The organism is Proteus vulgaris (genome assembly GCF_033708015.1).
GTDB lineage: Bacteria > Pseudomonadota > Gammaproteobacteria > Enterobacterales > Enterobacteriaceae > Proteus.
The window spans coordinates 1,640,417-1,666,243 of the sequence record NZ_CP137920.1 but is presented as its reverse complement, the minus strand read 5'-3'; the positions used below and the strand labels follow the sequence as shown (position 1 = coordinate 1,666,243).

The window sequence follows — 25,827 nt, the reverse complement described above, 5'->3', positions numbered from 1 at the left end:
TCCGTGATCTGCTTTTCTGAAAACCAAAATTCATACTGTGCCCGTAGGCTATTTTGACCACCGGAACGCGGAATAATACCCAAGCTAAAATAACCGGATTCCACTTCAATATAACTCGGTGGTAAGGGTGGATTAATCGCGAATGAAGTTGTGGCCACCTCGCCTTTTTGTTTCCGATCATTTTGAGGTACGACGGATAAAACGTAATTTCCTTGAGGCAAACCACCAAAACGATACATCGTATCCGTGGTTGAGGCAGTACCGACAATGCGATCACCGGTAGTGAGTTTTAATAAAAAGTCTACTCCTCGACTGGAATAAGGCGTGTTCCAACTGGCTTCCACTTGCCATGCACTTGCATCTGATTCGATATCCACAGAAAGATTTTCAACAGGTGGAATAAATCCACCCAGTGGCGTATCGGGCTTTGGCTCAAATTTAGCGCCTTTATCAACAATCGCCTCTTTTTCGGGTATGTGCTGCACGGCTATAACCGTAAAACTGCCATCACCATTATCAGCTAAACTAATGGCACGAAATAATCGACGACGTAAAGATGGGAGCGTTAACGTCCAAACTCCGCCCTCCCGCAACCCTAACGGTAAGTTGTCTAACTTTATTTGGTTAGATGCGGGGTAACTCAGCACTTCATACGATTGCGGTTCACCTTGAGCATTAATAAGTGTGACGCTTGATTTACCGCTTTTGGGTATCTCTATATTGCGATCTAAGGTTAATGTTTGAGAGGCATAATCAATGTGTGTCAGACGCCCACCAATTTGATTATCCGCGTAATAGTTATCGGCAATTTCGATAATATCACCCGGCATATGACGCAAGCCTTCACTGCCGATAGTAAACTCAACCGTCTGTGTCTCTAATTTCTCAGTGGTTAATAACCAAAGACCATGACGATGGGCTTGCCCTCTGCTAGTACAACCAAAAGCATCGACGCGCATCACATTACGACCAAAGCGGGCAATGCTGGCATCATCTTCAACCAGTTCAACACTGGTTTTCCAGCCATTATCGGGATCAATAAAACGAACCTCGACAGCGGTATGACGCGATTTTAATGCGCTAAAGCTGTATTGGAAGTTACCATCAACCACATTGGCGTTGGTATAGGGCCACACCACATCAGACGGCCTATCTTGAATAAAGGTTAATGTTCGCCCGTTCCAGACTGGCATAATGCGCATCATGGCACACATATCGCCCATGACATCATAGGCTTTCCGCATATCCGTAATATAGGCATTACACGTCATACGGGGCTCTTTTCCACCAAAACCATCATCAACCTGCTCATCACAATAACGACCAATTGCATACAGAGCGAATTTATCGACCTCGCTGATATTGAGACGTTTCCCCATGCCATAACGCGGATGGGTTAATAAATCCCATAATATCCATGCGGGGTTATTGGTAAATGCCGGTTTAAAGGTGCCATCCCAAATTCCCGAATAAATCCGTTTATCTGGATCATAATTACTCGGTACCTGAATAATACGACCTTTAATTAAATAATTACGGCGTGGAAATTTATTACCAAACTGCTCACTATCAAACATCAATCCCGCAACCGCAGAGCCCGGATAAGTTTGTGAAATATCGACTAACTCAGAATAACTCGACCAAACGGTATTATTTTGAATTTTGTCAGAAGTGCTGTCTTGAGTGATACGGATCATGCGCACACTAAATGGTACAGGCGGTAAATCATCCAACACAACGGCCATTAAATAAGGTGAGTTAGAGCGCTTGCCATTAATCGTGACGTTTTTCTCTGTTATCCATGCCCCATTGCGCTGGATTTGGATTTGTAATTGAACAGAAGTCGGTACGCGATCACCATTATCTTTGGTTTCAACGAGAGCTTGTGTGCCAAAGGTTAGACGTAAACGGTCAATATTGGGTGAGGTGATGGTGCGGGTAACCGGTGAATTATATTTAACTTCGATACCCACCGGCACTTCATTCGCAGACGCGGTAAAGCCACTCATTGCCGGTTGCTCTAATGTCCCTGCCCGCCATTGTGCATACATCCCATTAATCGTGCTATTGCCAGAGCCGTCTATCACAGGCGTATCATCCAAGTAAATACACCCTAAATCATCCATCGAGCCTTGAATATGAATAGGGCCTTCAATTGGCCCCTCACTGATTAAATCAATTAATGAGGCTTTTTGACGTGATGTTAAATCGTTTGGTGCCTCATACGGTGTTCTTTGACCACCACCACCTTTACCCATAATACGAACTCCTCTTAACCGCCGTGTTTGCCGGCATCGATATCTTCGCCGTCACTGTCATCCATAATTTCAACAGATTGTGAAATGACGCGTGAACCACACATAATTTCGCCATACGCAATGGGCACCGGCATCCCTTGTGCAACTGCGTTATCAAGATTACTAAAATAGGTATTGCCTTTTTCTTCATCACCACGAGATAAATTAGGGGGTTTAGGTGCGGGGATCAGCATTTGAGCGACACCACCAATCATCATGGCCGCACCACCTGCCATCAAAGAAGTCGCCACTGTTGCGGAGATCCACGCAGGTCCCCACCATCCCAATGAAAATAAAGCAGCACCCGCAACAAACTGAAAAACGCCGACGTTTTTAGCCCCTGATAATTTAGGAACAATATGGACGACCGCGTTATCAGGTAAGGTTTCATTGAATTTTTGGTGAACTTCTTGCGGGGAAATATCGGTACCCGCAATACGGACTTGATACCAACCCTCACGAATGGCGAGGCGTAATGCGGGGATTTGAATAAAAAGCGCGTGAAGCCCTTCAGAGGCGGTATTCACATTTAAATCAAAGCGACGTCCAAATCGTTGCAAATTCCCGTAAAATCGGAAGGTTGCCAATCGCGGTAACGCCAAATTGAGTGCGTCATTCGTTGCCATCGTTCGTTATACTCCTCGCGTTTACTCAGTTGGTTTGGAATGTGATGCAAAATCGTTTGATTGCCTAAATAGATCCCTGCGTGGTTAGCGCGAGAGCTGGCATAACAACACAAAATAATATCGCCGGGTTGCGCCTCTTTTTTGACCTGCCGAAAACCACTGTTCGCCATATTGTCGAGGTACAACTCTTTACCTTGTCGCCACCAATTATCATGTCGCTCAAAATCAGGCAATTCATGCCCAGCTAAATGGTAAGCATCACGAAACAACCCATAACAATCTGTTGAGCCATGAATAAATTGGCGACCTAATAGATGAGGCACTGGCTGATAACAGTGAATTTTTTCATCACAGACCACCCACCACGGCAATGCGCTGTTCACCTGCAATTGGCGGTCTAATGTACTGAGATACTGTTGTCCGTCAGGGTGACTATGTACAACCGCGATCACCTCGCCCTGCTGTTCGGCTCGAATAAAATCATCAAAAGAAATTGTGAAATGGTTTTTCGGATCAGCGTGCTGATTAACGCAAGGTAAATACTGTTCACCCTGCGCGGTACTTATCAATAATCCACACGCCTCTAAGGGCGCTTGCTCTTTTGCCTGCGCCAAAATTGCTTGTTCAATCATAAGAAACACCTTAGGAGGGAATTAACTATTACCTATACGGGAAGTTGAGACAAACGCGCCTATACGTGATTCGTTTTTCCTTAATTTACAATCACTAAGGCGTTTACCGCATTTGTCTTTTAATGGATCGGTGGTTGGATTTCCCCATTCATCGGCAACAGGAGGCCCTTTGTATCCGCATTCTTCTGAACGATATCCCCAAGGGCAGATATCTGACAAAATCACACGACCAGGAAGCATTAATCCGTCAGTTTCGCTGGGGGTCGCCAACATAAAGGTAGCGGTTACTGAATTTAAACTGGTCATCTGCTCAATGATCCAACGTGTCACAATCTCTTGTGATGGGTCGGCATTAGGATTGCCATGAGGAAAATTTACCGCATCTAAAAATTGGGTGCTGACAATGCGACGCACCACCAGCCCACCAATTGCACTATCTAGCTGACTGGCAATCCCTGTAATCAGCCCGAATAAATTCGACAATGTAATAGTGGGTCGCCCTGATGGGCCTTTGCCATTAAAGGTAAATCCCTCACCTTTCACAGGGTAAGGTTCATAGGTATTTCCTTGCCAGATTAACGGCTCTTTACGTTGATTGAGTCCATCAAAAAAGCGGTACCGAATACCGCCTATTTTAGTTAAATCAAATTCGTAAAGCTCAAGCAAAGCATCAGTTGAGGAGAGTTCGGTAACACTAATTCGCATTTCAGGAGGAATATGTTGCATATTAGCTCCAAATAAAAAACCACCCGAAGGTGGTTGATATTCTAAACAAAAATATTATAAAGAATCAGCTAGACCTTTTGCTTTTTCTTTTATAACTTTTTCTTGCTGATCTTTTTCTTCTTGTTTTATTTTTTCAATAAAACTAGATTTATAAAATAACGATATGATTACATCTTCTTTACTAGGCGATGCCCCCATCATTAATATAACTCTACTTGAATCATCACCTTGAAATATAGAAATATATTTACCACAAAATTCATTACTTAAGCATTCAGGTAAAGTTAATTTTCTTTTTGTTCTATTTTTCCATAAATACTCTTCAGAATACTGCTCACCATATTTAGAAGACAATGCCTGTTTTAATATATTATATTTTTCCACAACATTATCAGCATTCTCGTAATCACTTATAGAAATTAATGTTCCGACATTAACCAATCCATATTTATCATCGATACCAACATCATATCGCTCAAGACCATCTATTAATTTAGAATCACTGTTAATTAAATATTCTTTTATTCTATTTTCTTTGCTCCCAATTAATTTTATATTTCCAGCTTTATTTAATACTTCTTCATACGTCATACCCCAACTTAATCCAAACGGAGCTGATATTTTTTTCTCAATCGCTTGCACATTAATACTAAAAAATATAAAAATTATTGAGATTATTCTTTTCACACTAATATCCTCATTACAATAAAACCTGTTCAAATTCAGCCATTATTTCAGTTCTAATCATCCCAACTGAATACGACCATTTTCGACATAGTACCTTAACTAGATCTGATTGATGAGGTGGCTTCCATAAAAATGCGGTAACACCAGCATGTTTTTCTAAAAATGATTCAATCTGCAAACTTTCACTATTTATATAGATCAGCGTTACATTGTATTTTTTTAGATTATTATTAATACCATCAGGGCGACGCTGTTCATAGCCATCGCCAAATTTCACTGATTTTACTCGAGGCTCAAACTCCTTTTTCATATCAGGTTTAACTTTCCACTTAAATGTTTCCATCTACATAGCTCCACCATCCCGACGTTGGCTCATAATATAGTCCTGAGCACCTCGCTTACTGATCTCATAAACTTTTTTCAATGCTTCAGGCCCTATCTGACCATTGCTACCGTCATTTTGAATATTAATATGATAATGCTGAGTAACTCCTGATCCTTGATTGGGCATTTTAGCGATAACACCTAGTTTTCCATCAGCACCACGACGCAAAGGGAAAATACCTTCTGGGCCTGCCTCTCCCATCAAACCAGCACCTTTTGCAAACGCAAACATAGTAGGCTTATGAACGATCTGTCCACTGTAAGCACTTAAACTAGCTGAGTTGTAAACTCCACCATCTGCATTCGCTACTGGTGCACCAAAACCAAAGCCCATCGCCTCTATTCCTTTAACTAATGACATTTTAATTAAAATATCCGTTAGCATTTTAAGAATGGATTTTGTAAAGTCTTTGAAATTAGCTTCACCTTCAAATAATACGTTGGTTAACTGACTACTAAACCCATTAAGCGCCATTGATGTTGCGTTTTGCACTTGAGAGTTAACATCAAGAGCGGTGTCTTTATAGTTGCCCCACGCGGTTTGGGCACCCGCTAACCAATCAGCCCGCTTCTGATCTTCAACTTCATAGGTTTTTTGTTGCTCGGCTAACATATTATTCAGATGCGGACTGTCTTTTTGTCCAGCAAGCAATTGAGCGCGTTCTAAGTACCGTTGTTGCTCTCTTGCTGATTTACCCATACTTTCTTCAATCGCTTTACGTTTTTCCGATTGTTGAGCAATGTATTTATCAGCCTGATCTTGCATCTTATTTAAACGATCTTGCAAAGCAACTTCATCACCCACTAATGCAAGTTTTTCCTTTTGAGCAAGAATGTTTTCTTTATCTGATAATAAAGATTTTTCCGCGTTAGTTAATCGACGCGTTAATTGTGCTTGTTCTAAAATTGCAAATTGCGCCTGCTCTTTTTGAAAATCTTTGCGTTGTTGGCTAATAACATCATTAGCACCCTGATGCTTCTTAAGAACTTCCAATTGAGCCTGTAATGCCAATAAATCACGAGAGGCTTTTTCCTCTTCACGATCGCCAGCAGGTACTACATATCCCTTACCTTTACCCGTGCCGGGCATTTGGCGATCTCTAAGTACAAAATTAATTCTTTCGATTATTTCTTTTTGCTCATCCTCGGTAAATGCATATTTTACTGCATCGAATTGTGCAATTTTATTCTTTCGTTTCGTTTCGTAACTTAAGAAACTACTCCACTCATCTCTTGTCCTGAATTTATTAACCTCTAATTGATTGGCTACTTTTTCAGCTTGATCCTGAGCACTTCTAAGGTCTTGTTGAAATTTTTGCTCATTTAAAGATGAAATCTTTTCCTGTATCTCATTTATTCTATATTGAGGTGCAATCCCAACATTATTTAAATTCCTTAATAAGTTTTCCTGCTCCCTAATTTGCTCTGCTAGTGTTTTTTCTCTACCTATATCAAGCATGGCATCCCAGCCTTCTTTTGCTGCGTTCTTAATGCCTACCCATGCCGACTCTAAGTATCCAAGATTTTCAACAATATCATTAGCACCATCATTGATAGATTGCGCATAAGCATCGATTGCCAATCGTGCTGCTTCAGTTTTATTACCTTGTAATTCGAGCGTTCTGATTTGCTCTAATTGGGATGCCGTGAGGTGGTGATTCGCTTTTTCTAATTCAAGCGACATTTGAAGCGGTTCATCTTGCAAGCGTTTAAACTGATCAATCGTGGTATCAATCGCCTGCCCTGTGATGTAATTCATCTGTGCGGCCGCTTTTGAAACACGGGAAATCTCATTATTTGAAAATACGCCTGTACCAACAACACTCGAAATGGATGATGCCATTTCACCACGCGTAATACCGCCACCAGCCAGTGTCCGTGCCATTTCATTTAATTGGCTCGCGGATTTATTTGCGTAGTTACCCGTTAATATCAACTGCTTGTTAAATTGGGAAAACTCTCTTTCTGCATCATAAGCTAATTTTGCAACGCCCGTTAAACCAGCAGTAATTCCTCCCCAAATACCACCACGAACCAATGAGCCCATATGAAAGGAGTTGGCAATACCTTGAAGACGACCAGATAATGACTTACTGTTTTTATCAAACTCTTTAGTTTCTTTGTTCGATTCAGATAATCGACGAATATAGATCTCGGCTGAAGAACTGACGCCAAGTTGAGAAGCTTGATAACGCAACATCTGTTCACGACTTAAATTTTGAGTGGCAACCTGTTCTTTTAGTCGCTGAATAAACCGTGTTTTTTGTTGTGTTAGAGACTCTTCTTCTCGGCGTAACTTCATTGACTCTGAAGTAATAGCAGAAATAAGCACCTGATAATCGCGCTGATGGATAGTGCCTTTTTTCACTTCTTGGTTTAACTGAGCCTGAATCGCTCTTAACGCCGATTCACTGCCGGATAGGCCTTTAACGGCTTCAATTTGTTTATAATATCTCTCAGTATTCGCGTCTTGCTGATCTTGTATTGCCCTTATTCTTGATTTAGTGACATTCTGAATTTCGGCAAACTGCTCACCTGTAATTTTGAGCTTGTCATAAGCCTTTGTTGATTTATTTAAAACCTCAGTGAGTTGTTCGAGTGCATTTCTCGTTTGCCCAACACTTTGAGCTTGCTCTAAAAAAGCATCGGCTTGTTTGCGTGATTCAATAGCTGCACGCGCTTCTTCCTGTGCGATCCGCTGATAATAATCCGCTCGTTGTTGCTGAGAAATTTCTTGTTGATTGTTAAGTTCTTGAAGAGATTGCGCAGTACTCTCTGCAGAACTGCGAGCAGATTGCGCTTGCTGTTCAACCAGTTGAGCCATGCGTCGTTGACTGGCTTCGGCTTTTTCTGCGGTTTCTTGCAGTTGACGTTCAACACGCCCCATTTGCTGGCTGAAATCTGCTGTCTCAGCGCCTAAGTTAATCGTGAGATCGGCTATTTGTTGGCTCATATCGTACTCCGCCCGCTATCCCTTCACTGACCGCCATCATGGTTTCATCGTCCATATCAACAGCGGGTTTTCGTAACAACACGCTAAAATCCTCTGGCGATAAATTATCACTGCCACCAAAAACACTGGCGACAGTGAAGTTAAGTCCAGAAAAAGCATGATCAATGAGTTGGAGGGTGAAGGGAGTTTCATTAAAGAAGTGTAACCAATCAGCGAGTTCAGTCGCTGTCATTTCGCTGAGCATCCTGCGCCAATCAGCACGTTTAAATTCATGCGACAGGCGCAGGATAAATTGATGTTCACGGGCGACTACTTTTCCAGTGACTCTTCCTGTGCATCACTGTGAATATTTTCATTTTCCGCGCTTTCAACTTGTGCCATCCCGCTAATCACCAGCACTTCTTTAGCTGCAAGACCAAGTGCTTCCGGATTCCATGTAGAAAGAACATCATTGTAAATTTGCTCAACATCATCCGAACCACCGTGCTCTAATGAACGAGACACTAACCAGGCATTCGATTCTGTGTTTGCACGAATAATCAGGGCGGTTTTTTTAACGCCTTCCACTTTTTCAATATCGTCGTTTTTTTCTGCTTGCTCGACTAAAAAATCAAAGTATTCAATGCGTTGCAGTGCTGATAATTCATATAACGCAACAGAATTACCACCATAAGTAAACTCTTTTTTCTTTAAAAACATACTGTTACCTTTTATTCATTGTCTTTTTTAATAACGGGCGCACTTTTTCCTTGCTCTGACGCTGATTTAATTTCTTCAGCAAGAGCTGGACGACCACTATTAGTGATCTTAATCGTGCGGGTGATTACTTCTTTTGCGGGCACTGTTTTTCCAAGCGAACTAACCCAGCCACGATAAATATCAACCGCCCCATTCGGATAACGAATGCGATAGTGACGAACATCACCCAGTTGGAACCAATCAACCAGATCTTTTTGTCCTTGCTCACCCGGCTTCCATGCCAGCGTAATATTGGCTTCACCTGCTGATTTTTCCCCCTGAGCAGTCGCTTTCCAATCTGCATCTTCATCGTCAAGATAGGTATCGTCATAACTATCTGCGGTAATTTCACCCGGCTGTAACTCTTTAATTTTTGCCAGTCGCGTCCAATCCGTATCAGTAAACGGATCTTTTAATGGGTCTTCGGTACCGCTATAAATCCAAAGCGTAGTACCAGCACCTTTTACGGGTGCCAATGGGTTTGGTGTAGGCATAATGATTCCTTTTACATTGAATAATTAATTTGATAATTGAGATCGACTGAACCCCACAACCCCATTTCTTCATCGCGATGGTAGTCGTAGCCGTTAGGGGTCATATTTTCGATAAGATCGGACAGTGCGGGAATGGAGGTCAGTGCGGGATAAATCACAGCCTCAACCCATTTATCTAATTCAGCATCAGGACTATTCGCACTGAGAAAAACTTCTATGTGAACAATCGCTTGCCAGCTGTCTTCATCGAGGTTTTCACCTGTTGAAACAGCATCGGTGATATACACAGCAATGGCTGGGAAGTCGTTTTCATCCACAAAAAAAGGGCGACCATCAAATACTGTCGCCCCATTGGCATGAGGCTCAATCGCCTCTTTAATTGCGTGTCGGATCTGTGTGTGTTTGATCACCAAACCCTCCCTTTTATATAAAGCCGTAATTGTTGCTTTAATGCCGATGCCATTTCTTTAGGCATATCAGATTCAATAAGCTTCTCTGACTCTTCGGTGTAAGCCGTTGTTAACGGTGTGACGAGGGGTATTTTAACTACTTCGATGGGATAACGACTTTTCCCAACGCGCTGAAGAATATGCCAGCGCCCATTATCAAGCTGTTGAATAAAGGCATTAGGAAAAGAAAACTTGCCCACTTTCAACACACTCCCTGCTCCTTTCTGATTACCTCGTTTTCTTGATAGTTGAACGCGAGCACTACCCAAAGCAATGGCGGGTAAATTACCTCGGTTTATCACTAATCTAGCACGAGGCGTTTTATAGCGACTGCTCGCTCGACTAAGTCGAACACGTTGACGGATCAGGCGTTGAGGCACTTTGGTTTCAGCTGAAACCCGTTTAACACTATGGCTAATGACACGGCGAGCAACACGGTTGATCGCCATTGCCGTTGCTTTCGGTACCATTTCATCATTAATGCTATTCAGGTTTTTAATGGCTTGCTCTAATCCTTTCATATCACCCACCTATTTAATCCAAATATGTGGTTTACCATTAAACTTTTGATATCGAGTAATTTGGTAAGTTTTCCCATCAATTTCAACAGTATCCTTACGGTCAGGTTGATAGGTTGACGAAAAAATAACATAACTCACCCCATCACCACTCATCGGACCCAATTCAGGGATAAAGTGAGATTCGAGTGCTTGATAAAAAACACCATTAATACGGATGGGGATCCCCATCCGTTCTTCGGTCACGTTATCCATTCTTTTTACCAACCGTTCAAATGGATTCATCGTTTCCTACCTTATGGCGTACCCGCTGGTGCGAACACATTGAGTTTAACCGTAACATTTTCACTCGATGCATCCGCATCATCCCAAACCACACCAGCAGGTGTGCCACCTGTATCCACCACGATATTGTCTTTAACGGATGCCGTAGTGCCGGCTTTTAAGGCAATTCCCGCCTTCTTGTTCAGTAAGAAAACACCTTCTGAGAAACCATCACCTTTCTCACTAGGTTGAATATCCGTGATCGCAACACAAGCAATAGTGCCAACGTGTACCAGTTGACCACTTTTAATGATCTCTTTTGTGCTGTTAATCACGGCAATTGTGCCACCCTGTTGTACATAATTTTTAGCCATAAAAACTCCTTCCGATGCCGAAGCACCGGATTTTAGATATAAAAAAAGCCCATCAGGGCATCAGGATAAAACGAAGAAAAAAGACGTCTTACTTACCCGTCACTTTCAGCAGACCGCGATAATCAACTGGCGCTACACCCGCATCAATACGCACTTTTGTGGTAACACCGTCTGAGGTAAAACCTTCAAGTTGGTCAATATACGGCACATCGATTCCGTTTAAGTACGCCACCTCAATGGTGTCGCTACCTTGACGTGAGGCCATATACCAATCTTTTTCGCTTGCATCATCTAAACGAGGTTCGGCAATAATTTCCGCTAAATCACGCACTGGGTTAATAATATTGGCATTAACATCCGCGCCTTTCACACTGCCTGATTTAACCACTTGGATAGCTTGTGTTTCCAGTGTGGTCGGTACCAACATAAACGCGGGACGAATATTTAATGAGCGTTCACCTTCTTTTTGTTGACGCATCGCAGTACGACCTGCACTGATGGTTTCTACATCCATCCCGCCGGTGATCATGTTTTTATGATCGGCACTAAATAGTGCTTTTTTATCGCTCATTTTTTCATTGTCAATAAGCACCGCATACACCAAATCACCGACAGTGGCTTTCGCTGCACGACCGAACTTCATTGGCACATCTGTCAGCATGTTCATATCATCATTGATGATGGCTTGACGGGTAATACTGAATAACTCACCGTAGGTCGCCAGCGCGATGGTTTCGCCTTTATCATCGAGCGTAACATACTTATACTCAGCACCTTCACGTATTTCACGTAAGGAAGGGAATGCCCCTAATCCCACACGGTGTGCGGTTTTAAAGTCACTGAGTTGTCCTTTTTTCGTCCATTTTTCAAAGGTTTCGTCATTTTCTTCCCAACCAAGCAAAATCGCTTTATTCGCGACATCCAGCAGGATATTACCGAAATCAGAGGTGCTGTGCGTAAAAGCCATACCAATCATTTGCATCGGATTATACGTAGCCACACCGATACCACGCTCCGTCAGTGATGCGCGTGCTAACTCACGCAGTGTCATGCTATTAAAGGCGTTATCTTTTTCATAATCTTGATAACCCGCACGCGCCATCACAGAGGCACGCACACTGTCACCCACAATATTGCCGTTTCCTGCGTAAATATGCGCATTACCTTTATTGGATGGCTCAGGATTTTGTTGTTGTGCAACGGTATTGAGTAATTGTTCCCGCGCTTTCTCAACAGAACAGCTCGCATCTGCTAAACAGGTGATCATCAAATCATTGTGACGACCACCGAACATGGCAAATAAATCTTTAATGCCATTTAAGCGCGTTTGCTCATCCGTATAGGTGGCGCTAGGCTGTGGCTCTGGTGCTGGCACTGGAGTTGGATTAGGTTGTGTAGGACTCGTGGTGTTTTTAGGGGTAATTTGATTTTTAATTGCACTTGGCATAGATGAAAATTCCTCAATTCGTTTAGATGTAAGACTTGCCATTGCTTTCACTGGCTCAATCACTTTATCGGCGAAACCATGTTCAACACACTCGTCACCATCAAGCCATGTTTCCTGCTCTAACATGGCGGTAATTTCTTCGGTTGTTTTCCCTGTTTTCGCCACATAAGCAGGGATTAATACGTTTTCTAACTTGTCGAGCAAGTCAGCATATTCGCGCATATCATTCGCATCCCCCCATGAAACGCCCCACGGTTTGTGGATCATCATCATGGCATTTTTCGGCATAATGACCGTGTCACCGACCATCGCAATGACCGACGCCATTGAGGCGGCCAAACCATCGATATAAACCGTGATTGTTGCCGAATGGTTTTTAAGTTGGTTATAAATGGCGATACCATCAAACACCTCACCACCCGGCGAGTGAATATGCAGATTGATATGGCTGAGATTACCCAGCGAAATTAAATCTTCCGTAAAGCGTCTTGCGCTAATTCCCCACCCACCAATTTCATCATAAATATAGATATCTGCAGTTTGGTCTTCTTTAGCTTGCATGCGAAACCAGTTTTTTTGAGTTACTGGCCCCGACATTTTAGGCATCGTTATCAGGTTCTTGTTGTTTAGCATCTTGTGCCCCTTTGTCATTAGCAGGATCAGTATCAAATACCAGTCCTAATCGTTTATTTTCGTCAATTTCGGTTTTACGACGACGTTTCACATCCGCAGGGTTGCCCCCTTTGGCGCGTATCCAGTCACTTTCTGTTGACGCACCACCGCGTAATAAGGTTTTCCATGCCTCAGACTCTTTTTTCGGATCAATCCACGGCATCACAGGTCCACTGTAAACCGCATTAAACAGGGATTTAGGGTCAACATCAGGTGGCACGGCGACCACACCACTGGCTATCGCCATTTTTAACCAATTGCGATACATCGGACGGCTAATGCCCGCCACAAAGGTGTCTTGAAAAATGTTATAGCCTTCAAATGACTCCACCAGCTCTTGTCGTTGAGCGCTATATGTGCCGTTATAGTCACGGGCGATACTGGAATAACTGCCCCGACTGCCCGCAGAAACCGCACGTAATTGCCCATTGCGAAAGGTTTGTAGATTAGGGTTGGGGCGGTCTGATTTGATCATGCCCACTTCTTCACCCGGCTTTAAACCGTCGTAAATCATGCCCGGCTGAATATCAATATTACGTTGCTCATCTTCGTCGTATTCACCTTCAGGGAAAGAGCCGGCATCCCCTTTTTTGATGTACATCCCCAATGAAGCTGCAATACGTGCGGAGGTCAATTCCGCATCTTCGTAATCTTTTAACGCACTTAAGCGCATTAAGATCCCCGAAAACAAACTGACACCCCGCGCTTGATGAAGCCGACGAGTGAACTTCAGGTGCAACATATTTTCAGCATCGATGGTTTTGATATCCCCCAAATTGGCACTGAATTGGGGGAGGTTTTTATATACCTGATACCCTGTGGCTCGCCCCCACTCATTGAACTTAATGCCTTGGATAATCTTACTTTCTGGCATATTCATGTGAATAGGCACAAAGTCAGGCTCTAAGGCTTCGAGCCAAAAATAGATATTGGCTTGAGGATCTAACCCCTTGGCTTTACCTTTGACGAGCTGAGCAAAGACTTCACCATCACGTAGCCACGTTCTCACCAATAAACGTTCTAATACAGGGCGACTAAATTGCCCTGTCACTTCGGGTAACACGGACCATTCCGCCCAAGCTTGACGAATTTGCGACGCTAAATCTTCATGGATTTGCCCTGCGCCATCTAAGGGCTGAGGCTCAACAATAATGCCCTTTGCCCCGACAATGCGTTCTTCCATCTTGTCGAGAATGCCGATAGAGATATCATGATTGTTATCTAACCATCGCGCTTGCTCCCGTAATGATGTGCCACCAAATTGAGTCAGTTGGTTACCATTACGATTTTCACGTTTAGCGGGATGTGTGCGAGTGGGTAAAACGGCTTCATAAGCTTTAATTTGTAATCGAGAGCGGAGGCGTGAGGCTTGCCAGTTTGGGGCGAAATAACCAATGGCGCTGTCTAATAATGTCATCTAAACCTCGCTAATTTATACATCGGATTACCTCGTTTTCGTGATATCAACGCCGATAAACGGGTTTCCCAACGCTCACGACCTTTTATGATCTCGTTGAGATTTTCCATTGTCATGGCTTGTCCATTAAAGGTGATGGATTTGCCTTTTAATACCGCCTCTTCCGCTAAACGGTATTGCTCAATCATGTGTTCAATTTCTTCTTTCGTCATATCCAGCCTCCGCTGTTTGATACCGGTGCCCATGCTGATACGGCAGGCGTTTCCTGTTTTTGGATTTCGGGTGAGGGTTTTATTTCAGGCTCTGTGGCGATATCGGCAATTGGCGGGGATGAGGAAAGCATTACATCAGGCAATCTCGCCCATTTAGGCGGTTTTTCCCAATTAATATTCTCGTACCCTTTTAATATCACCAAGGTATGAGCGTAAACCATCAAGTCAAATGCCTCATTAGCGCCTCGACCCGGTTTTTCCCAATGCCCTTTTTCATCACGCTCTTCATACGTCAACTCGTCATAGAACGATTCATCCAGCCAATCAGGGAAATGAATATAATTAGGCCCGACGGTATCGCGCGATAACGCAGAACTGATCCGATCTTTAAGTTGGTCTGTTTGCAGTAAATAAAGAGGCACATCCCCTTTGGCTTGGGCGCGCCTTTCAGAACGACTAGTGTTATCAGGGAATGATTTAGTAATTAACTTACTGCGTTTATGCCCGTCGCCCTTAAAGAGATACACTTTACGGTGTAATCCCTCTTTTCGACAGCGACGCCAAAATTTATAAGCATTATCAGTAACGCCATCTTCACCACCAGAGTCCACGCCCAACATCATGATTTCCATTTCATGGTGAGGATAATGTTGCAATGGATAGGTTTTCTCTAATACATCCGTGATTAATACTTGCCAATCCTCAGGATAAGAGCCCGGATCAATTCGACGGCATTCACCGTTGTTGTCATAACGTAGGGATTGGGTGATTTCAAAGCGGTCAATCACCCAGCGTTCGCCTTTTTCACCGTAACCGACCACCTGAACCACAAAGCGTCGTTTTTTACCGCCCTGTACGTCAACTGTGGCAACCAAAAATCGTACGCCATCAGGAACAATCAATTCGCCTAAGTCTTCAACACGATTGATTAATTCATCGCTCCGACGTTGCTCTTGTGCTGTGCGCGGTAAATAAGGTAAACCCCAGTCTGTATTCGTGACCGCTTTTAAGGTTTCTTCACTGCCGGTTAATTCGTATTCTTGTTCTGCAGTCAGTAATTTATAAACTAACTGAGACAACGTTTGATAAGCCGCAGCAGGCCCTTCCATCCAAAAAGAGGCAATACGAGAACGACGCCCTGAGCCTGAGATCTTCCCTTGCTTATCAATGGACTGCCCTTCAATCAACCACACCCCTTTATTATTGAGATCCCGTTTTTGATGGGGCTCGATACGACCTAAACAGTGCTGACATTCCACATACGCCGATTCGCTCGCTTCTACGGGATCAGGATTATCACGATACCCTTTTACTGCATCATAAATAGGCTGAAAATATTCATGGCAGTGAGGACATTGCCAGTACCAGCGACGGCGATCACCCCGATTATAGAGCGATAGAATGCCCGTTGTGGGCGGAGCTTCATGAGGCGATAAGCGACTCCATTTAGTATCGGTGATATCACGCCCCGGAGAACTTTCCACCAGCGTCATACCCGCTGACATAAAAGTGGTTGTCCGTTTTGAGGCTAAAGAAAAGCCATCTCCTTCACCGTCGATGTCTTCTGGAAAACGGTCATAATCGGTGAGTGCCACACATTTAAAGTCAGATGAGGACATCACATTAATCGATGGCCACCCCATTTTTAAAAAACTGCCCGATAAAAAGTATTTATCAAACACGTTATTATCGTTACGACGAGGGCTGAGTTGCTTACTGACTTCAGGACTACAACGAAAGGTGCGAGAAAGCCGTTTTTTACTGTGCTCTTGTGCTTTATCTTGCGTCATTTGCACCAGCAACACATCAGAAGGGTCGCACACAATATTATAAATCACCCACCCATCAATTAACCCGACCGTCTTTCCTGTTCTCGCAGGTCCCACAAATATCACTGCATCATAGAGCCGTGACGATAAACAATTCATAGGTTCAACAATGTAAGGGGATACTGCTGGGTCCCAAGGAACAGAGTTACCCGCTCCCACAGGCACGCGCATATATTTTGCCACAGCATCCGCAACCGGCATTCGCCTCGGTGCTTTAATGAGTTGTGCCACATTTTTTCTTAATGTGGTTGCTGACACTGTTGCTGTCATAACTCATCCTCATCGCTCTCTTCACCATCCGATTGATCACTTAAGACTTGATGTGCTATCTGGTCGCGAAGATCATCAATAATACCTTGAACACGAGATACGGCTGTCGGTGTTAATGCACAATCACGTTCTAATATGTCAGGTAACGTTTCCAACACTTGTACCATCGCTTTAGCCAGTGCTGAATATTCTCGTGCAACGTCTGAGGCAGGCAATAACTCCCCCACTTCTTGTTCAAACTTCAAACGCTCCCGCTCAGACTGATACCACGCTTTCCGATCTTGAGGTAACATTTCCTGATTATCGACAGGGGCTGGCGCCTTCATCATTTCAGATAAAATATCAGTGAGTGCGTAGAGTTTTAGATTTGAGCTATTGCCTGCAACAGGCTCTAAATGATTAAGACGAGCGGAAGCAGTTTGCCGATGGACACCAGAAAGTGCAGCTATCTGGCTGATATTGAGTTTTAGGTGTTTGAGTTCTTTGTCCATATTTCATTTGTTTTATTCCACTCCTGATCATAACGAATTCAATAATAAAAAAGGCCACTAGGGCCTATTCATCTACAAATAATAATTTGGGTTGTGTGAGTGAAAGTATTTGCTCATATTCCAATTGCAATGCTTTCTTTTCTTTCTTACGTTTATTCATTAACTGGCTACCAAGGCGACCTTTTAACTCCGACTTAGCAGATTTTAATGCGTGCCGATGCTGAGCCTCTTCACCTAAACCTTTCCAGCGATTGATTTGATCTACCATCCAATTAAATGCTTGGATAAATTTTATTTTAATAAGCATTGCTGATTTACCCGTAAAACTCATTACCAATAGCATATATCCGTCTTTGGATAACTTATACATTGGCTGAATATCACCATTTTTATCAATGTAATCAGTGGGCTCAAAATTGAGCCCAGCAAATTCACTAGGGCAATCACTGATTGTTTGCTTTATTTTCTTCAACACATTCTTATGGCGCTTACCAAAATACTCAGCAATCTTTTTACTCGTTGTGAACACTTTACCGTCAGATGCCATAACCATTTTTTGAAAATTAAATTCAGGAATAACGACTACATTACTCATGGTGTAAATCCTTATAGAAAAGCGAACCTGTTCACCAGAAATAACCGCCCCATAGAAACACCATTAACGGGATTTCTCAGGTTCGACTTTCTGTAAGGTTCTATGGGTTATTTTGCGCGGTGAATGCGCAGTGAAATGAGATGTAAAACAATAAAAATGAGAGTTAAAGTTTTGAGATAGTGATGAACAAAAAACAAGCAAATTCATCACTGTTATTTTTTTAATATATATTTATCAAATAATTATACTGGTGGTGACGGCCGATAAAAATTGAAAAATGAGCCGTTTCCCGCGTGCGCGTCGCCCCGTGGAGAGGGTACCCCGCTGGGAGTACCTTTTGAATTAATTAATTGTTTTTTTCTTGTTTATTTAATATATAGATATGGCTTATTTGTTATTCATCTAGTAATAAACTAATCATTTCATAACAGCAATCTAACAATTCATTCTGTTCAATTTGAAATCCCATAACCATCACATGATGTGAATTAATACGAGTATAGCAATTGAATAATGACTTATTCTTTCTGTAATCAACAAAACACCAGTTTTTATCACACTCTAATTTTGCCTGTAATAACTCATCTAACAGTTCTGAATGATTTTTTTCATCTATATACTGAGGTAAACTCTTAACACATGCTTTATAATGAAGAATAGATGTAATAAAAGCGTCTCTATATCTAACTTCTCTTTCTGGCACCCATGCATTTAATGCCCTGTACGCAATATACGCAGTAATTGCCGTACCAATAGCGCTTACTACCGATGCAAAGATTGATATACCTGAGAGCCAATCACCACCACTCATATAAACCTCGGCTACGTTATTATCAAATAACTAAATTATATACAAGATTATACTCTCTCGTGTTTTTTTAATAACCCTCAACAATTAATTGATATATATGAAATATTATTCTAGTGTTTTATGTAAAACCACATCAATATCAATATCAATGTCAAAAATAGATATTATATTCAGAATAAAGCAATATTTATCATTTCCTCTCCATACAAAAATATAAAAATACTAGTATTTTAGTATTCTAATATTTAGTAATATATGATTAATTATCTATTTATTTTGGAATGGAAATATTTTATGGAAAATAAAGTAATACCAACAACGCTAACAGCAATTTTTTCCCTATTAGCGATACTTCATATTTTTATAAAAGATCTTAATATTGATTTGATAACTATCATTCTAATAATTATAGCTTTTCTTCCTTGGTTAATGAGCTGGTTACTTCCGATAATTCGCCCATATATAAATACAATAGAGATTGGAAGTTTGGGTGGATTAAAAATCACACTAACTGAGATTCAAAAAGCACTAGGAACAACAACTGAAGAACAACAATCTCCTACTCCCCAAGAAAAACCTCAAGAATATTCATACTTCGAGGATATAGTTAAAATAAAACCCGCTCTTACGTTGGTTGCAATTAGAATTGAGATAGAGCAACTTATAGATAGAATTCCATTTGAATATTTTCCCCAAAGGGAAGGAATGGATTAGCATTAAGACGCAAAATTGAACTTCTTGCAAGAAGTAATGAGATACCATCTAACCTTGTATCTATACTAACAGAGCTTATAATTTTAGGTAATCAGGCAGCCCATGGAGCTTCCGTAGATGAAGATGCGGCTAAATATGCGATTAATATTTCTTATCCGGCACTTACTACACTGAAAAACTTCATATCTGACGATAATGATAATTCTATTAGAGATGTATCACGAGAGTCCTATAGATATATTTAGCCTAATACTTTATTTTCATTCATTGAACACACTCCTCTCTAATATAATCCTGCAACCCTTTAATCATCTGCTCTGATTCTGCAATTCGCTCTCTGAGTAACCAATAATTTCGGATAGCGGAGTCAGTAGGTTTGGCGGTGGTTGCATCATCCATGCCGGAGGTGGTGGTAACGCCTTCGGATTTTGAACAGTTGGCTTTGATGTACACCCGCTCAGGATGACGCTCACTGATATCACGCAAACGACTAATTTCATTCTTTGCATTAACAAGCTCCTGAGTGTGCCTTGTATCAAGTTGATTTAGTCGCTCTATGCGTGCTTGATAGTCTGCATTGATAATCTTTTGCTCTTCGAGCATGGCGGTAAGTTTTTTGTGGTTTTCTGTCAGTGTGTTAATTCTTTTCGCTTGTGCATTAATCAGCACACAACCACCAGCAATAATCCCTACTATCACAATAACAATGTAAAGTTTCCAATGCTTCATAATTAGTACCGATGATGTGAGAGAGCTATCTGACAGCGTTTTTCTAAACTGGCTTTGTCGTTAACACATGAATTATCAATTGAGAGATAAACGCCACCAGCGACCGTGATGAGTAATACGAGGATAAAGCTAATAACGATAATTAAAGGTTTCCATGACATAGTGCTGACTCCGCATCTCTACGACTGACTAACCCTCGCCAAACCTTTCCGCCTGCATAAACCCAGCGTTTCATTTCTTCACAAGCGCCATACTGATCACCTGAGTTTAATTTCTTTAGCAATGTAGAACGTGCAAAGGCTGTGGTACCAACATTAAAAGCAAAGGAATATAGAGAAGCTTTTGTTTTATCATCCAGTGGAACTTTAACCAGGACATCAACTTGTTGTTGCGTTCTAATAAAGTCTTTCTGAAGTAACTCGTCACATTCTTGCTGTGTGTATGTCTTACCTGGAATAATGTCGTTTCCAGTATGGCCATAACAAACAGTCAGGATCCCAGCGACATCACGATAAGGTTCATAACGCACACCTTCAAAGTAACCAATCATAGTTATCGCAATACTTACCGCACCGGCACTCGCAACTGCTGCTACCTTCTGTTTTAGATTCATTAAATGTCCTTTTTAGCTTTAGTCAGCATTTCACCAACTATCTTTTCTATGTCTTGCGGATCACTAGAACAATTTCGATGAACTAATTCAGCAAATAACGCTGTTCGTTTCCGTTGTTCTCGCTGTGTCATAAAGTAAGTCGCTAATCCAAGGAGCATGCTGAATCCCATCCCTATTACAAATCCCCATTCATAAAGTGAAAGACTTGCAAAAAAGGCAGTTAAGCCAGCCGTTCCGTAGGTAGCATTGGTTAATTTTTCCATGCGCATATACACCCCCTACGGAGTGTCCGTTGATGATTAATGTAAGAGGATTAAGTGTAAGAAGTAACAAGTAAAAATATTAGATTGGAGATTTAGAAAACATATTTAAGTTAAAATTTAATAAAAAAGAGAAAATAAAAGCAAACCATATATCAATAATTATATTTACAATGTACGTAATCCCTTGGCAGACTTGAGTCATGAAAAATACCTTGATCTATATCAGTTCAAGATAAGATTTAATTTATTGTGTTGCCTAAATATTGTCATATCATATAAAAACAAAGCCCACCAAGAGTACCAGTCTTGATGGGCTTTCATAAGGGCTAATGAATAATACAACGTCTCTTTTATTCATTATTAGCGCCTTTCTTTGTCTTTGAGAATATTAGTCGCTTCTATAGCCTAAGTAAAGAGACGAACATTGGATTTACAAACTATATGATGGTCATATTTTCTATCATGCTATATTTAATCAGGCTTTTGGCTAACCAAAAAGTAAATGCTAGTTGTGGATTTTCTATTGGTTTTCTTAAGGCTGAATGTCATCTTTCAATAAATATAGAGAAAAAGTAAATTTTAAAAGGGGAATTTATTTCTCCTTTTTCATTACTTCGATATCTATCTCAAGAGAAAGATTTAACATAGTCAAACATCCCCCCAACTACTTGCATTTGCTATCCAATGCGCCCTTCATTTACATTCCATAATTTAGCAATGCCACGCTTTGATATTCCATAAATATAATGAGTAACAATTAATTCCAACCAATCTTCTTTCCTAATTCGTTTTAAATGGCTAATAACACCATCAATTAATAATCTATCATCATCACTGCACGTAATACGTGAACTGGATGATGGTGATATTAATCCTTTTAATCCCGCAGTAATCGAATATTATTGGACCTATTCAGTATTATCTACCGACCACGCTTCCCAACGTGATAAAACTTCCTGCACATACGAAAAAACCCCACCAAATGGCAGGGTTTCTTGAAATGCTCATAAGTTGATCATTTGATTGATCTTTTTTTACTCAGTCAGTTATAATGACCGAATATCTTGTGTTCTTGTGGAAGAGAACGCACTAGATATAGAAGCGCCTCTATGTAGTATCGAGCTACAAAAAGGCATGACAAAACTGCAGGGTGCTACATTTGATCACCTTCACAGTCTAGTTTACCCGGTGATCAGTGTAAAGCCCTGAAATTCATACAGGGTTTTAAACTATGAACAAAAATATCTGTAAACACGCTCACCGATACGACTATTCATTTACTTATCTGTCTGAAAATCAAGGACAGACTGGAAGACATAAATGTGCTGGATGCGCATATGAATTAGGTCGGCATCACGCTCTCATTGGAGCACCAAAAGCAAAAAATGACTCTGTTCTAGCATACACTTCGGACAGTCAAGCAGGCACAGTACGCCATAAAGATGCTTTTGAGGCATACAATCTTGGTTACGATTCTGTGGCAGAGAACAATATGAGATTGAGTGCGTAAACAGGAAACTTCCTACTAAAGGCTACCTTGGTAGCCTTTTTCATCACTATCTTTAATTTCTTGGATATTTTTATTATCCATAACTACTTCTCTTATACGAAAAAACCATACTAAGCAATTTATTGATAAACTTCTTTACCTCTAGAGATAACTCTAACCGTATCACCTGTTACTGTTGTAATGTAGGCGTGATCTATACGTTTAATATCAAACGATGGAATAGAGTCTTTTTTCGTGTGTTCGACTCTAGCCACGATATCTTTATTTTCAGATTCAGGATAAAACTCCAAACGGTACATATCCCCTAAGCAGTGGACTTCTTCCACTTTACGACCTTCACGTTCAGTAATTAATTTAAGTGCGTACATAATTTCGTTCCTTATTTTAGATAATAAAAAAGACCGCCTAGGCGATCTTTAATTAATTCACAAATTTTTTATTTATGATGTATGACACTCTCTACAACACCAATAACAACCATCAGCAGTTCTATAACCATTAATTTTTGCTTTAGCAACAGCCTGAGTACAATTAGAAAATATGCCTAAATACTCTCTATTTAGTACACCAGGCATATGATTACAGCCTTCCTTATGCACCTCATAATCACCATGATTATCTGTGAATTTGTGAACATAATAATGATCCATAAATATCTCCTACTGTTGTGTACACAAAGAGATAATATGTTAAATAGTTAAGTTATTCTTACCATTAGATCACATATCAAGGAACTATCCAGAAATTCTGGATAGTTGAACCTGTAAGGGTTACTTACAAGTTAGCTTTTTTATTTCTTGCTCTGTTTGTTCAAAGTGCTCTTTCTCAAGCTCAACACCTAAAACCTTTCGATTAAGTTTTAATGCTGCTTTCAGAGTTGCGCCTGATCCCATAAAGAAATCAGCAACCAGATCTCCCTCACGACTGCTAGAACGAATAATATGTTCCATCATGTCTGATGGTTTCTCGCAAGGATGTTTGCCGGGGTAATATTGAACAGGGGGATAAGTCCACACATCTGTATAAGGTACATCTGCAGTCACAAAGAATGGTCGTCTTAATAAACCATATTCTTTTATTAACTCTTGGTAGTCTTTTTGTAAAGTGAGTTGTTCTCGTTCTAACTCACTAAAGTGACGAGATAACGGTGATATTTTTTCTTGTTTATCAGCAATGTGTGTAAACAGTGTTTGTAACTTTTTATAGTCTTCTTCGCCGGGTAATTGCCACTGACTACTACCAAACCAATGACTGCACATTTGCTTACCTGTTGCTTGGTCTATTTCTTTTGCACTCACCTGCAGTGATAAACGAGCATTTCTAAAATAATCAATCAGGGGCTTAAATACGTTCTGTTTTAGCTCTTTGCATTTTAAAGAGAATTCAGAACCTTTGGCTGTAACCGGTCTCTGATAATGTTCAGCGAAAAGTATTCGTTCTGTTGAAGGAAAAAAGGCACGGAGGCTTTCTTTATTTTGTCGTCGCCATGGTCCTGATGGTTTAGCCCAAATTATATGGCTTAATACATTAAATCGCCCACGAACAAGCAGTTCAGTATCTGACGCTAATTTGGATCCACAGAATAAATACAAACTTCCATTAGGCTTTAATACCCGCCAGAATTCAGCTAATACCTCATCAAGCCAAGATAGATATGCCTCAACACTATCCCACTGATTATCCCATGCACACGATTTCACTCTGAAATACGGTGGATCAGTCACAATTAAATCAATGCTATTTTCGGGTAGTGTTTTCAATACAGAGAGTGCGTCATCGTTAAATAGTTGCATCAGAAGTCCTTTTCTACGCAATAAAAAAGCCGATGACTATTAAGCCACCAGCTTTATAAAAGCTTCCTATTTTTAGGCTGTACGCATATAGCTATTTCCTTGCTTTGCGACAAACCCTGCTATTTCAAACTGAGTTAATAAAAACTCACAATTTTCATTACTTAATCCAGTTTGATTTGAAATCGCTTGTACTGTTTGCCAATCACTTTTTGAGATTGTTTCAAGTACACAACTTGCCTGCGTTGTCATATCATACTGTTTTAACATGATATTTTATACCTTTGGTCAGTTATCGTGCATAACTACACATGTAACTCTGACCAAAGAGAAAGGCAAGTTTTAAATAAATCTAGGTATAAAAGAACCCAAAAAAGGAAATTATATTCCATAAGTTATGCGGCAAAGTTTTTATTCTTATCACAATACCAACTTTTTTGCGTACGCGTTAGTTTTTTACTACAATAATTAAACTCAAATTTTACTAATGGCTTATATATGAATTTTTCTGACTCTAAAAAAGATGGAAATACAAAAAAATGCTTAGTTAGAGCATTTAAAGTTAATACATCATCTAAAAATATTCTTTTTGATCAAATATCTAACTCGAAAAAATTTGTCCCTAATACTATAATTAAAATAAGTAAAGATAAGCATCTAAAATTAAAAAGCTTTTCAACAACGACAAATTATCATTATTTACATTTTGCTTTATACAACCCCAAAGAACAAGTTTCTATCACTCCAAGTAATAACAAAACAAAGGATTTATTAGATGTCGAAAATCTAGATAATCTACATGCTTTTTTATTAGTGAAAAATAATAAGATCGCATCACTAATGCAAATATCAACCAATTGGTGTGAAAAAAAAATTGCTCTTATTTTTGAGCAATTTGGGATTAAAATCACGCCAACTCCAATTTTAGAAAAAAAAGTTATTGATAAGATTAAAGAGCAAAAATTAAGAGCTTTGCATCTTGATCTTTCTGTTGATGAATCTGATTTTGTTAAGACCCCCAAATTTTTAGAATCAATATTCAAAAATGAACCAAAGACAAAAACTAAAGGAATTACAGGACATCTAAAAATTGATGCATCTGGAAACGCAGATTTAGCTCAATCGATAGAAAAAAATCCCTCTAAATGGATTGGAGATCTTGCTTCTGATTTTTATATTGAGACCAAAAAAGGTGAAAAAATATATGGTGATGATATGAAGCTCACAAAAACATACTATACTGTTCCATATGGCTCAAAATCCATCAATGCTAAATATGCTAAAGAAATTCTAGAAGATTTCGCTGTAAAAGAGTTATAATA

The 25,827-nt window shown here is 40.5% G+C and carries 30 protein-coding genes and 2 pseudogenes; 2 read left to right on the top strand and 30 right to left on the bottom strand.

From position 1 onward, the window contains the following. Positions 1-473 precede the first annotated feature (473 nt). From SB028_RS20735 to SB028_RS07840, 21 genes and pseudogenes are all read right to left on the bottom strand, one after another. Positions 474-2,258 (bottom strand): annotated as a pseudogene (locus SB028_RS20735) (host specificity protein J); the annotation flags it as partial. A gap of 14 nt (positions 2,259-2,272) precedes the next feature. Continuing rightward, positions 2,273-2,923, bottom strand: a complete 651-nt coding sequence (locus SB028_RS07935; RefSeq protein WP_318860110.1) for a tail assembly protein — start codon at positions 2,921-2,923, stop codon at positions 2,273-2,275. Continuing rightward, positions 2,827-3,555, bottom strand: coding sequence for a C40 family peptidase (locus SB028_RS07930; RefSeq protein ID WP_318860109.1), 729 nt, complete (start codon positions 3,553-3,555; stop codon positions 2,827-2,829). The genes SB028_RS07935 and SB028_RS07930 overlap by 97 nt, the downstream gene beginning before the upstream one ends. Positions 3,556-3,576: 21 nt before the next feature. Continuing rightward, a complete protein-coding gene (locus SB028_RS07925; RefSeq protein ID WP_318860108.1) occupies positions 3,577-4,281 on the bottom strand; it encodes a phage minor tail protein L in 705 nt (234 codons plus the stop codon). A gap of 54 nt (positions 4,282-4,335) precedes the next feature. Then, positions 4,336-4,968, bottom strand: coding sequence for a hypothetical protein (locus SB028_RS07920; RefSeq protein WP_318860107.1), 633 nt, complete (start codon positions 4,966-4,968; stop codon positions 4,336-4,338). A 13-nt stretch (positions 4,969-4,981) separates the two neighbouring features. Further along, positions 4,982-5,311 (bottom strand): phage tail protein, encoded by a 330-nt coding sequence (locus SB028_RS07915; protein ID WP_318860106.1) that lies wholly within the window; start codon positions 5,309-5,311, stop codon positions 4,982-4,984. Further along, the gene (locus SB028_RS07910; protein WP_318860105.1) at positions 5,312-8,305 is read right to left on the bottom strand and encodes a phage tail tape measure protein; all 2,994 of its coding nucleotides are present in this window, start codon (positions 8,303-8,305) and stop codon (positions 5,312-5,314) included. It lies immediately after the preceding gene. Continuing rightward, entirely contained in the window at positions 8,274-8,549 is a 276-nt protein-coding gene (locus tag SB028_RS07905; protein WP_228766747.1) for a phage tail assembly protein T, read from the bottom strand. Before SB028_RS07905 ends, SB028_RS07910 begins: the two co-directional genes overlap by 32 nt. A 65-nt stretch (positions 8,550-8,614) precedes the next feature. Next, positions 8,615-9,004 (bottom strand): phage tail assembly chaperone G, encoded by a 390-nt coding sequence (gpG, locus tag SB028_RS07900; protein WP_318860104.1) that lies wholly within the window; start codon positions 9,002-9,004, stop codon positions 8,615-8,617. Positions 9,005-9,075: 71 nt separating this feature from the next. Beyond that, a pseudogene (locus SB028_RS07895) lies at positions 9,076-9,537 on the bottom strand (phage tail tube protein); the annotation flags it as partial. Between the two features lie 11 nt (positions 9,538-9,548). Next, complete coding sequence (gene gpU / locus SB028_RS07890) at positions 9,549-9,944, bottom strand: phage tail terminator protein (RefSeq protein WP_318860140.1); 396 nt, start codon at positions 9,942-9,944, stop codon at positions 9,549-9,551. Continuing rightward, positions 9,944-10,507: a phage tail protein gene (locus SB028_RS07885; protein WP_161681297.1), complete on the bottom strand. Its 564-nt coding sequence runs from the start codon at positions 10,505-10,507 to the stop codon at positions 9,944-9,946. The genes gpU and SB028_RS07885 overlap by 1 nt, the downstream gene beginning before the upstream one ends. Positions 10,508-10,516: 9 nt before the next feature. Further along, positions 10,517-10,789 (bottom strand): ATP-binding protein, encoded by a 273-nt coding sequence (locus tag SB028_RS07880; RefSeq protein ID WP_270757093.1) that lies wholly within the window; start codon positions 10,787-10,789, stop codon positions 10,517-10,519. Positions 10,790-10,800: 11 nt separating this feature from the next. Beyond that, the gene (locus tag SB028_RS07875) at positions 10,801-11,142 is read right to left on the bottom strand and encodes a DUF2190 family protein (RefSeq protein WP_318860103.1); all 342 of its coding nucleotides are present in this window, start codon (positions 11,140-11,142) and stop codon (positions 10,801-10,803) included. Positions 11,143-11,230: 88 nt separating this feature from the next. Continuing rightward, positions 11,231-13,222 carry a ClpP-like prohead protease/major capsid protein fusion protein gene (locus SB028_RS07870; RefSeq protein WP_318860102.1) on the bottom strand — a complete coding sequence of 664 codons (1,992 nt, stop codon included), beginning with the start codon at positions 13,220-13,222 and terminating at the stop codon, positions 11,231-11,233. After that, positions 13,188-14,678 carry a phage portal protein gene (locus tag SB028_RS07865; RefSeq protein WP_318860101.1) on the bottom strand — a complete coding sequence of 497 codons (1,491 nt, stop codon included), beginning with the start codon at positions 14,676-14,678 and terminating at the stop codon, positions 13,188-13,190. The genes SB028_RS07870 and SB028_RS07865 overlap by 35 nt, the downstream gene beginning before the upstream one ends. Then, positions 14,675-14,890 carry a hypothetical protein gene (locus tag SB028_RS07860; protein ID WP_109399528.1) on the bottom strand — a complete coding sequence of 72 codons (216 nt, stop codon included), beginning with the start codon at positions 14,888-14,890 and terminating at the stop codon, positions 14,675-14,677. The genes SB028_RS07865 and SB028_RS07860 overlap by 4 nt, the downstream gene beginning before the upstream one ends. After that, positions 14,887-16,989, bottom strand: coding sequence for a phage terminase large subunit family protein (locus SB028_RS07855; protein WP_318860100.1), 2,103 nt, complete (start codon positions 16,987-16,989; stop codon positions 14,887-14,889). The genes SB028_RS07860 and SB028_RS07855 overlap by 4 nt, the downstream gene beginning before the upstream one ends. Continuing rightward, the gene (locus tag SB028_RS07850) at positions 16,986-17,480 is read right to left on the bottom strand and encodes a DUF1441 family protein (RefSeq protein WP_099659611.1); all 495 of its coding nucleotides are present in this window, start codon (positions 17,478-17,480) and stop codon (positions 16,986-16,988) included. The genes SB028_RS07855 and SB028_RS07850 overlap by 4 nt, the downstream gene beginning before the upstream one ends. 64 nt (positions 17,481-17,544) lie before the next feature. Then, positions 17,545-18,075, bottom strand: a complete 531-nt coding sequence (locus SB028_RS07845) for a Rha family transcriptional regulator (RefSeq protein ID WP_194952275.1) — start codon at positions 18,073-18,075, stop codon at positions 17,545-17,547. 394 nt (positions 18,076-18,469) lie between these two features. Further along, positions 18,470-18,886: a hypothetical protein gene (locus SB028_RS07840; RefSeq protein WP_318860099.1), complete on the bottom strand. Its 417-nt coding sequence runs from the start codon at positions 18,884-18,886 to the stop codon at positions 18,470-18,472. A gap of 294 nt (positions 18,887-19,180) precedes the next feature. Here SB028_RS07840 and SB028_RS07835 point away from each other — a divergent pair, with 294 nt between their 5' ends. Beyond that, complete coding sequence (locus SB028_RS07835) at positions 19,181-19,600, top strand: hypothetical protein (RefSeq protein ID WP_318860098.1); 420 nt, start codon at positions 19,181-19,183, stop codon at positions 19,598-19,600. A gap of 264 nt (positions 19,601-19,864) precedes the next feature. Here the strand turns inward: SB028_RS07835 and SB028_RS07830 are convergent, their stop codons facing one another. The 9 genes from SB028_RS07830 to SB028_RS07795 all read right to left on the bottom strand — a co-directional run bounded on the left by SB028_RS07830 (position 19,865) and on the right by SB028_RS07795 (position 24,775). After that, positions 19,865-20,329 carry a lysis protein gene (locus tag SB028_RS07830; protein WP_318860097.1) on the bottom strand — a complete coding sequence of 155 codons (465 nt, stop codon included), beginning with the start codon at positions 20,327-20,329 and terminating at the stop codon, positions 19,865-19,867. A 2-nt stretch (positions 20,330-20,331) separates the two neighbouring features. Beyond that, positions 20,332-20,490, bottom strand: a complete 159-nt coding sequence (locus SB028_RS07825; RefSeq protein WP_318860096.1) for a hypothetical protein — start codon at positions 20,488-20,490, stop codon at positions 20,332-20,334. Further along, positions 20,472-20,942, bottom strand: a complete 471-nt coding sequence (locus SB028_RS07820) for a lysozyme (protein ID WP_318860094.1) — start codon at positions 20,940-20,942, stop codon at positions 20,472-20,474. The genes SB028_RS07825 and SB028_RS07820 overlap by 19 nt, the downstream gene beginning before the upstream one ends. After that, positions 20,942-21,211 carry a bacteriophage protein gene (locus SB028_RS07815; protein WP_036904926.1) on the bottom strand — a complete coding sequence of 90 codons (270 nt, stop codon included), beginning with the start codon at positions 21,209-21,211 and terminating at the stop codon, positions 20,942-20,944. Before SB028_RS07815 ends, SB028_RS07820 begins: the two co-directional genes overlap by 1 nt. Before the next feature lie 671 nt (positions 21,212-21,882). Beyond that, positions 21,883-22,050 (bottom strand): antiterminator Q family protein, encoded by a 168-nt coding sequence (locus tag SB028_RS20730; protein WP_413242934.1) that lies wholly within the window; start codon positions 22,048-22,050, stop codon positions 21,883-21,885. Positions 22,051-22,834: 784 nt separating this feature from the next. Further along, positions 22,835-23,083, bottom strand: a complete 249-nt coding sequence (locus SB028_RS07810) for a hypothetical protein (protein WP_260663872.1) — start codon at positions 23,081-23,083, stop codon at positions 22,835-22,837. A 72-nt stretch (positions 23,084-23,155) separates the two neighbouring features. Then, positions 23,156-23,365: a hypothetical protein gene (locus SB028_RS07805; RefSeq protein ID WP_260663873.1), complete on the bottom strand. Its 210-nt coding sequence runs from the start codon at positions 23,363-23,365 to the stop codon at positions 23,156-23,158. Positions 23,366-23,485: 120 nt separating this feature from the next. After that, positions 23,486-24,508: a DNA-methyltransferase gene (locus tag SB028_RS07800; protein ID WP_260663874.1), complete on the bottom strand. Its 1,023-nt coding sequence runs from the start codon at positions 24,506-24,508 to the stop codon at positions 23,486-23,488. 72 nt (positions 24,509-24,580) lie between these two features. Continuing rightward, on the bottom strand, positions 24,581-24,775 hold the full coding sequence (locus tag SB028_RS07795) for a hypothetical protein (protein ID WP_109372922.1): 195 nt from the start codon (positions 24,773-24,775) through the stop codon (positions 24,581-24,583). Between the two features lie 228 nt (positions 24,776-25,003). Here SB028_RS07795 and SB028_RS07790 point away from each other — a divergent pair, with 228 nt between their 5' ends. Next, a complete protein-coding gene (locus SB028_RS07790) occupies positions 25,004-25,825 on the top strand; it encodes a hypothetical protein (protein WP_260663875.1) in 822 nt (273 codons plus the stop codon). Positions 25,826-25,827 lie beyond the last annotated feature (2 nt).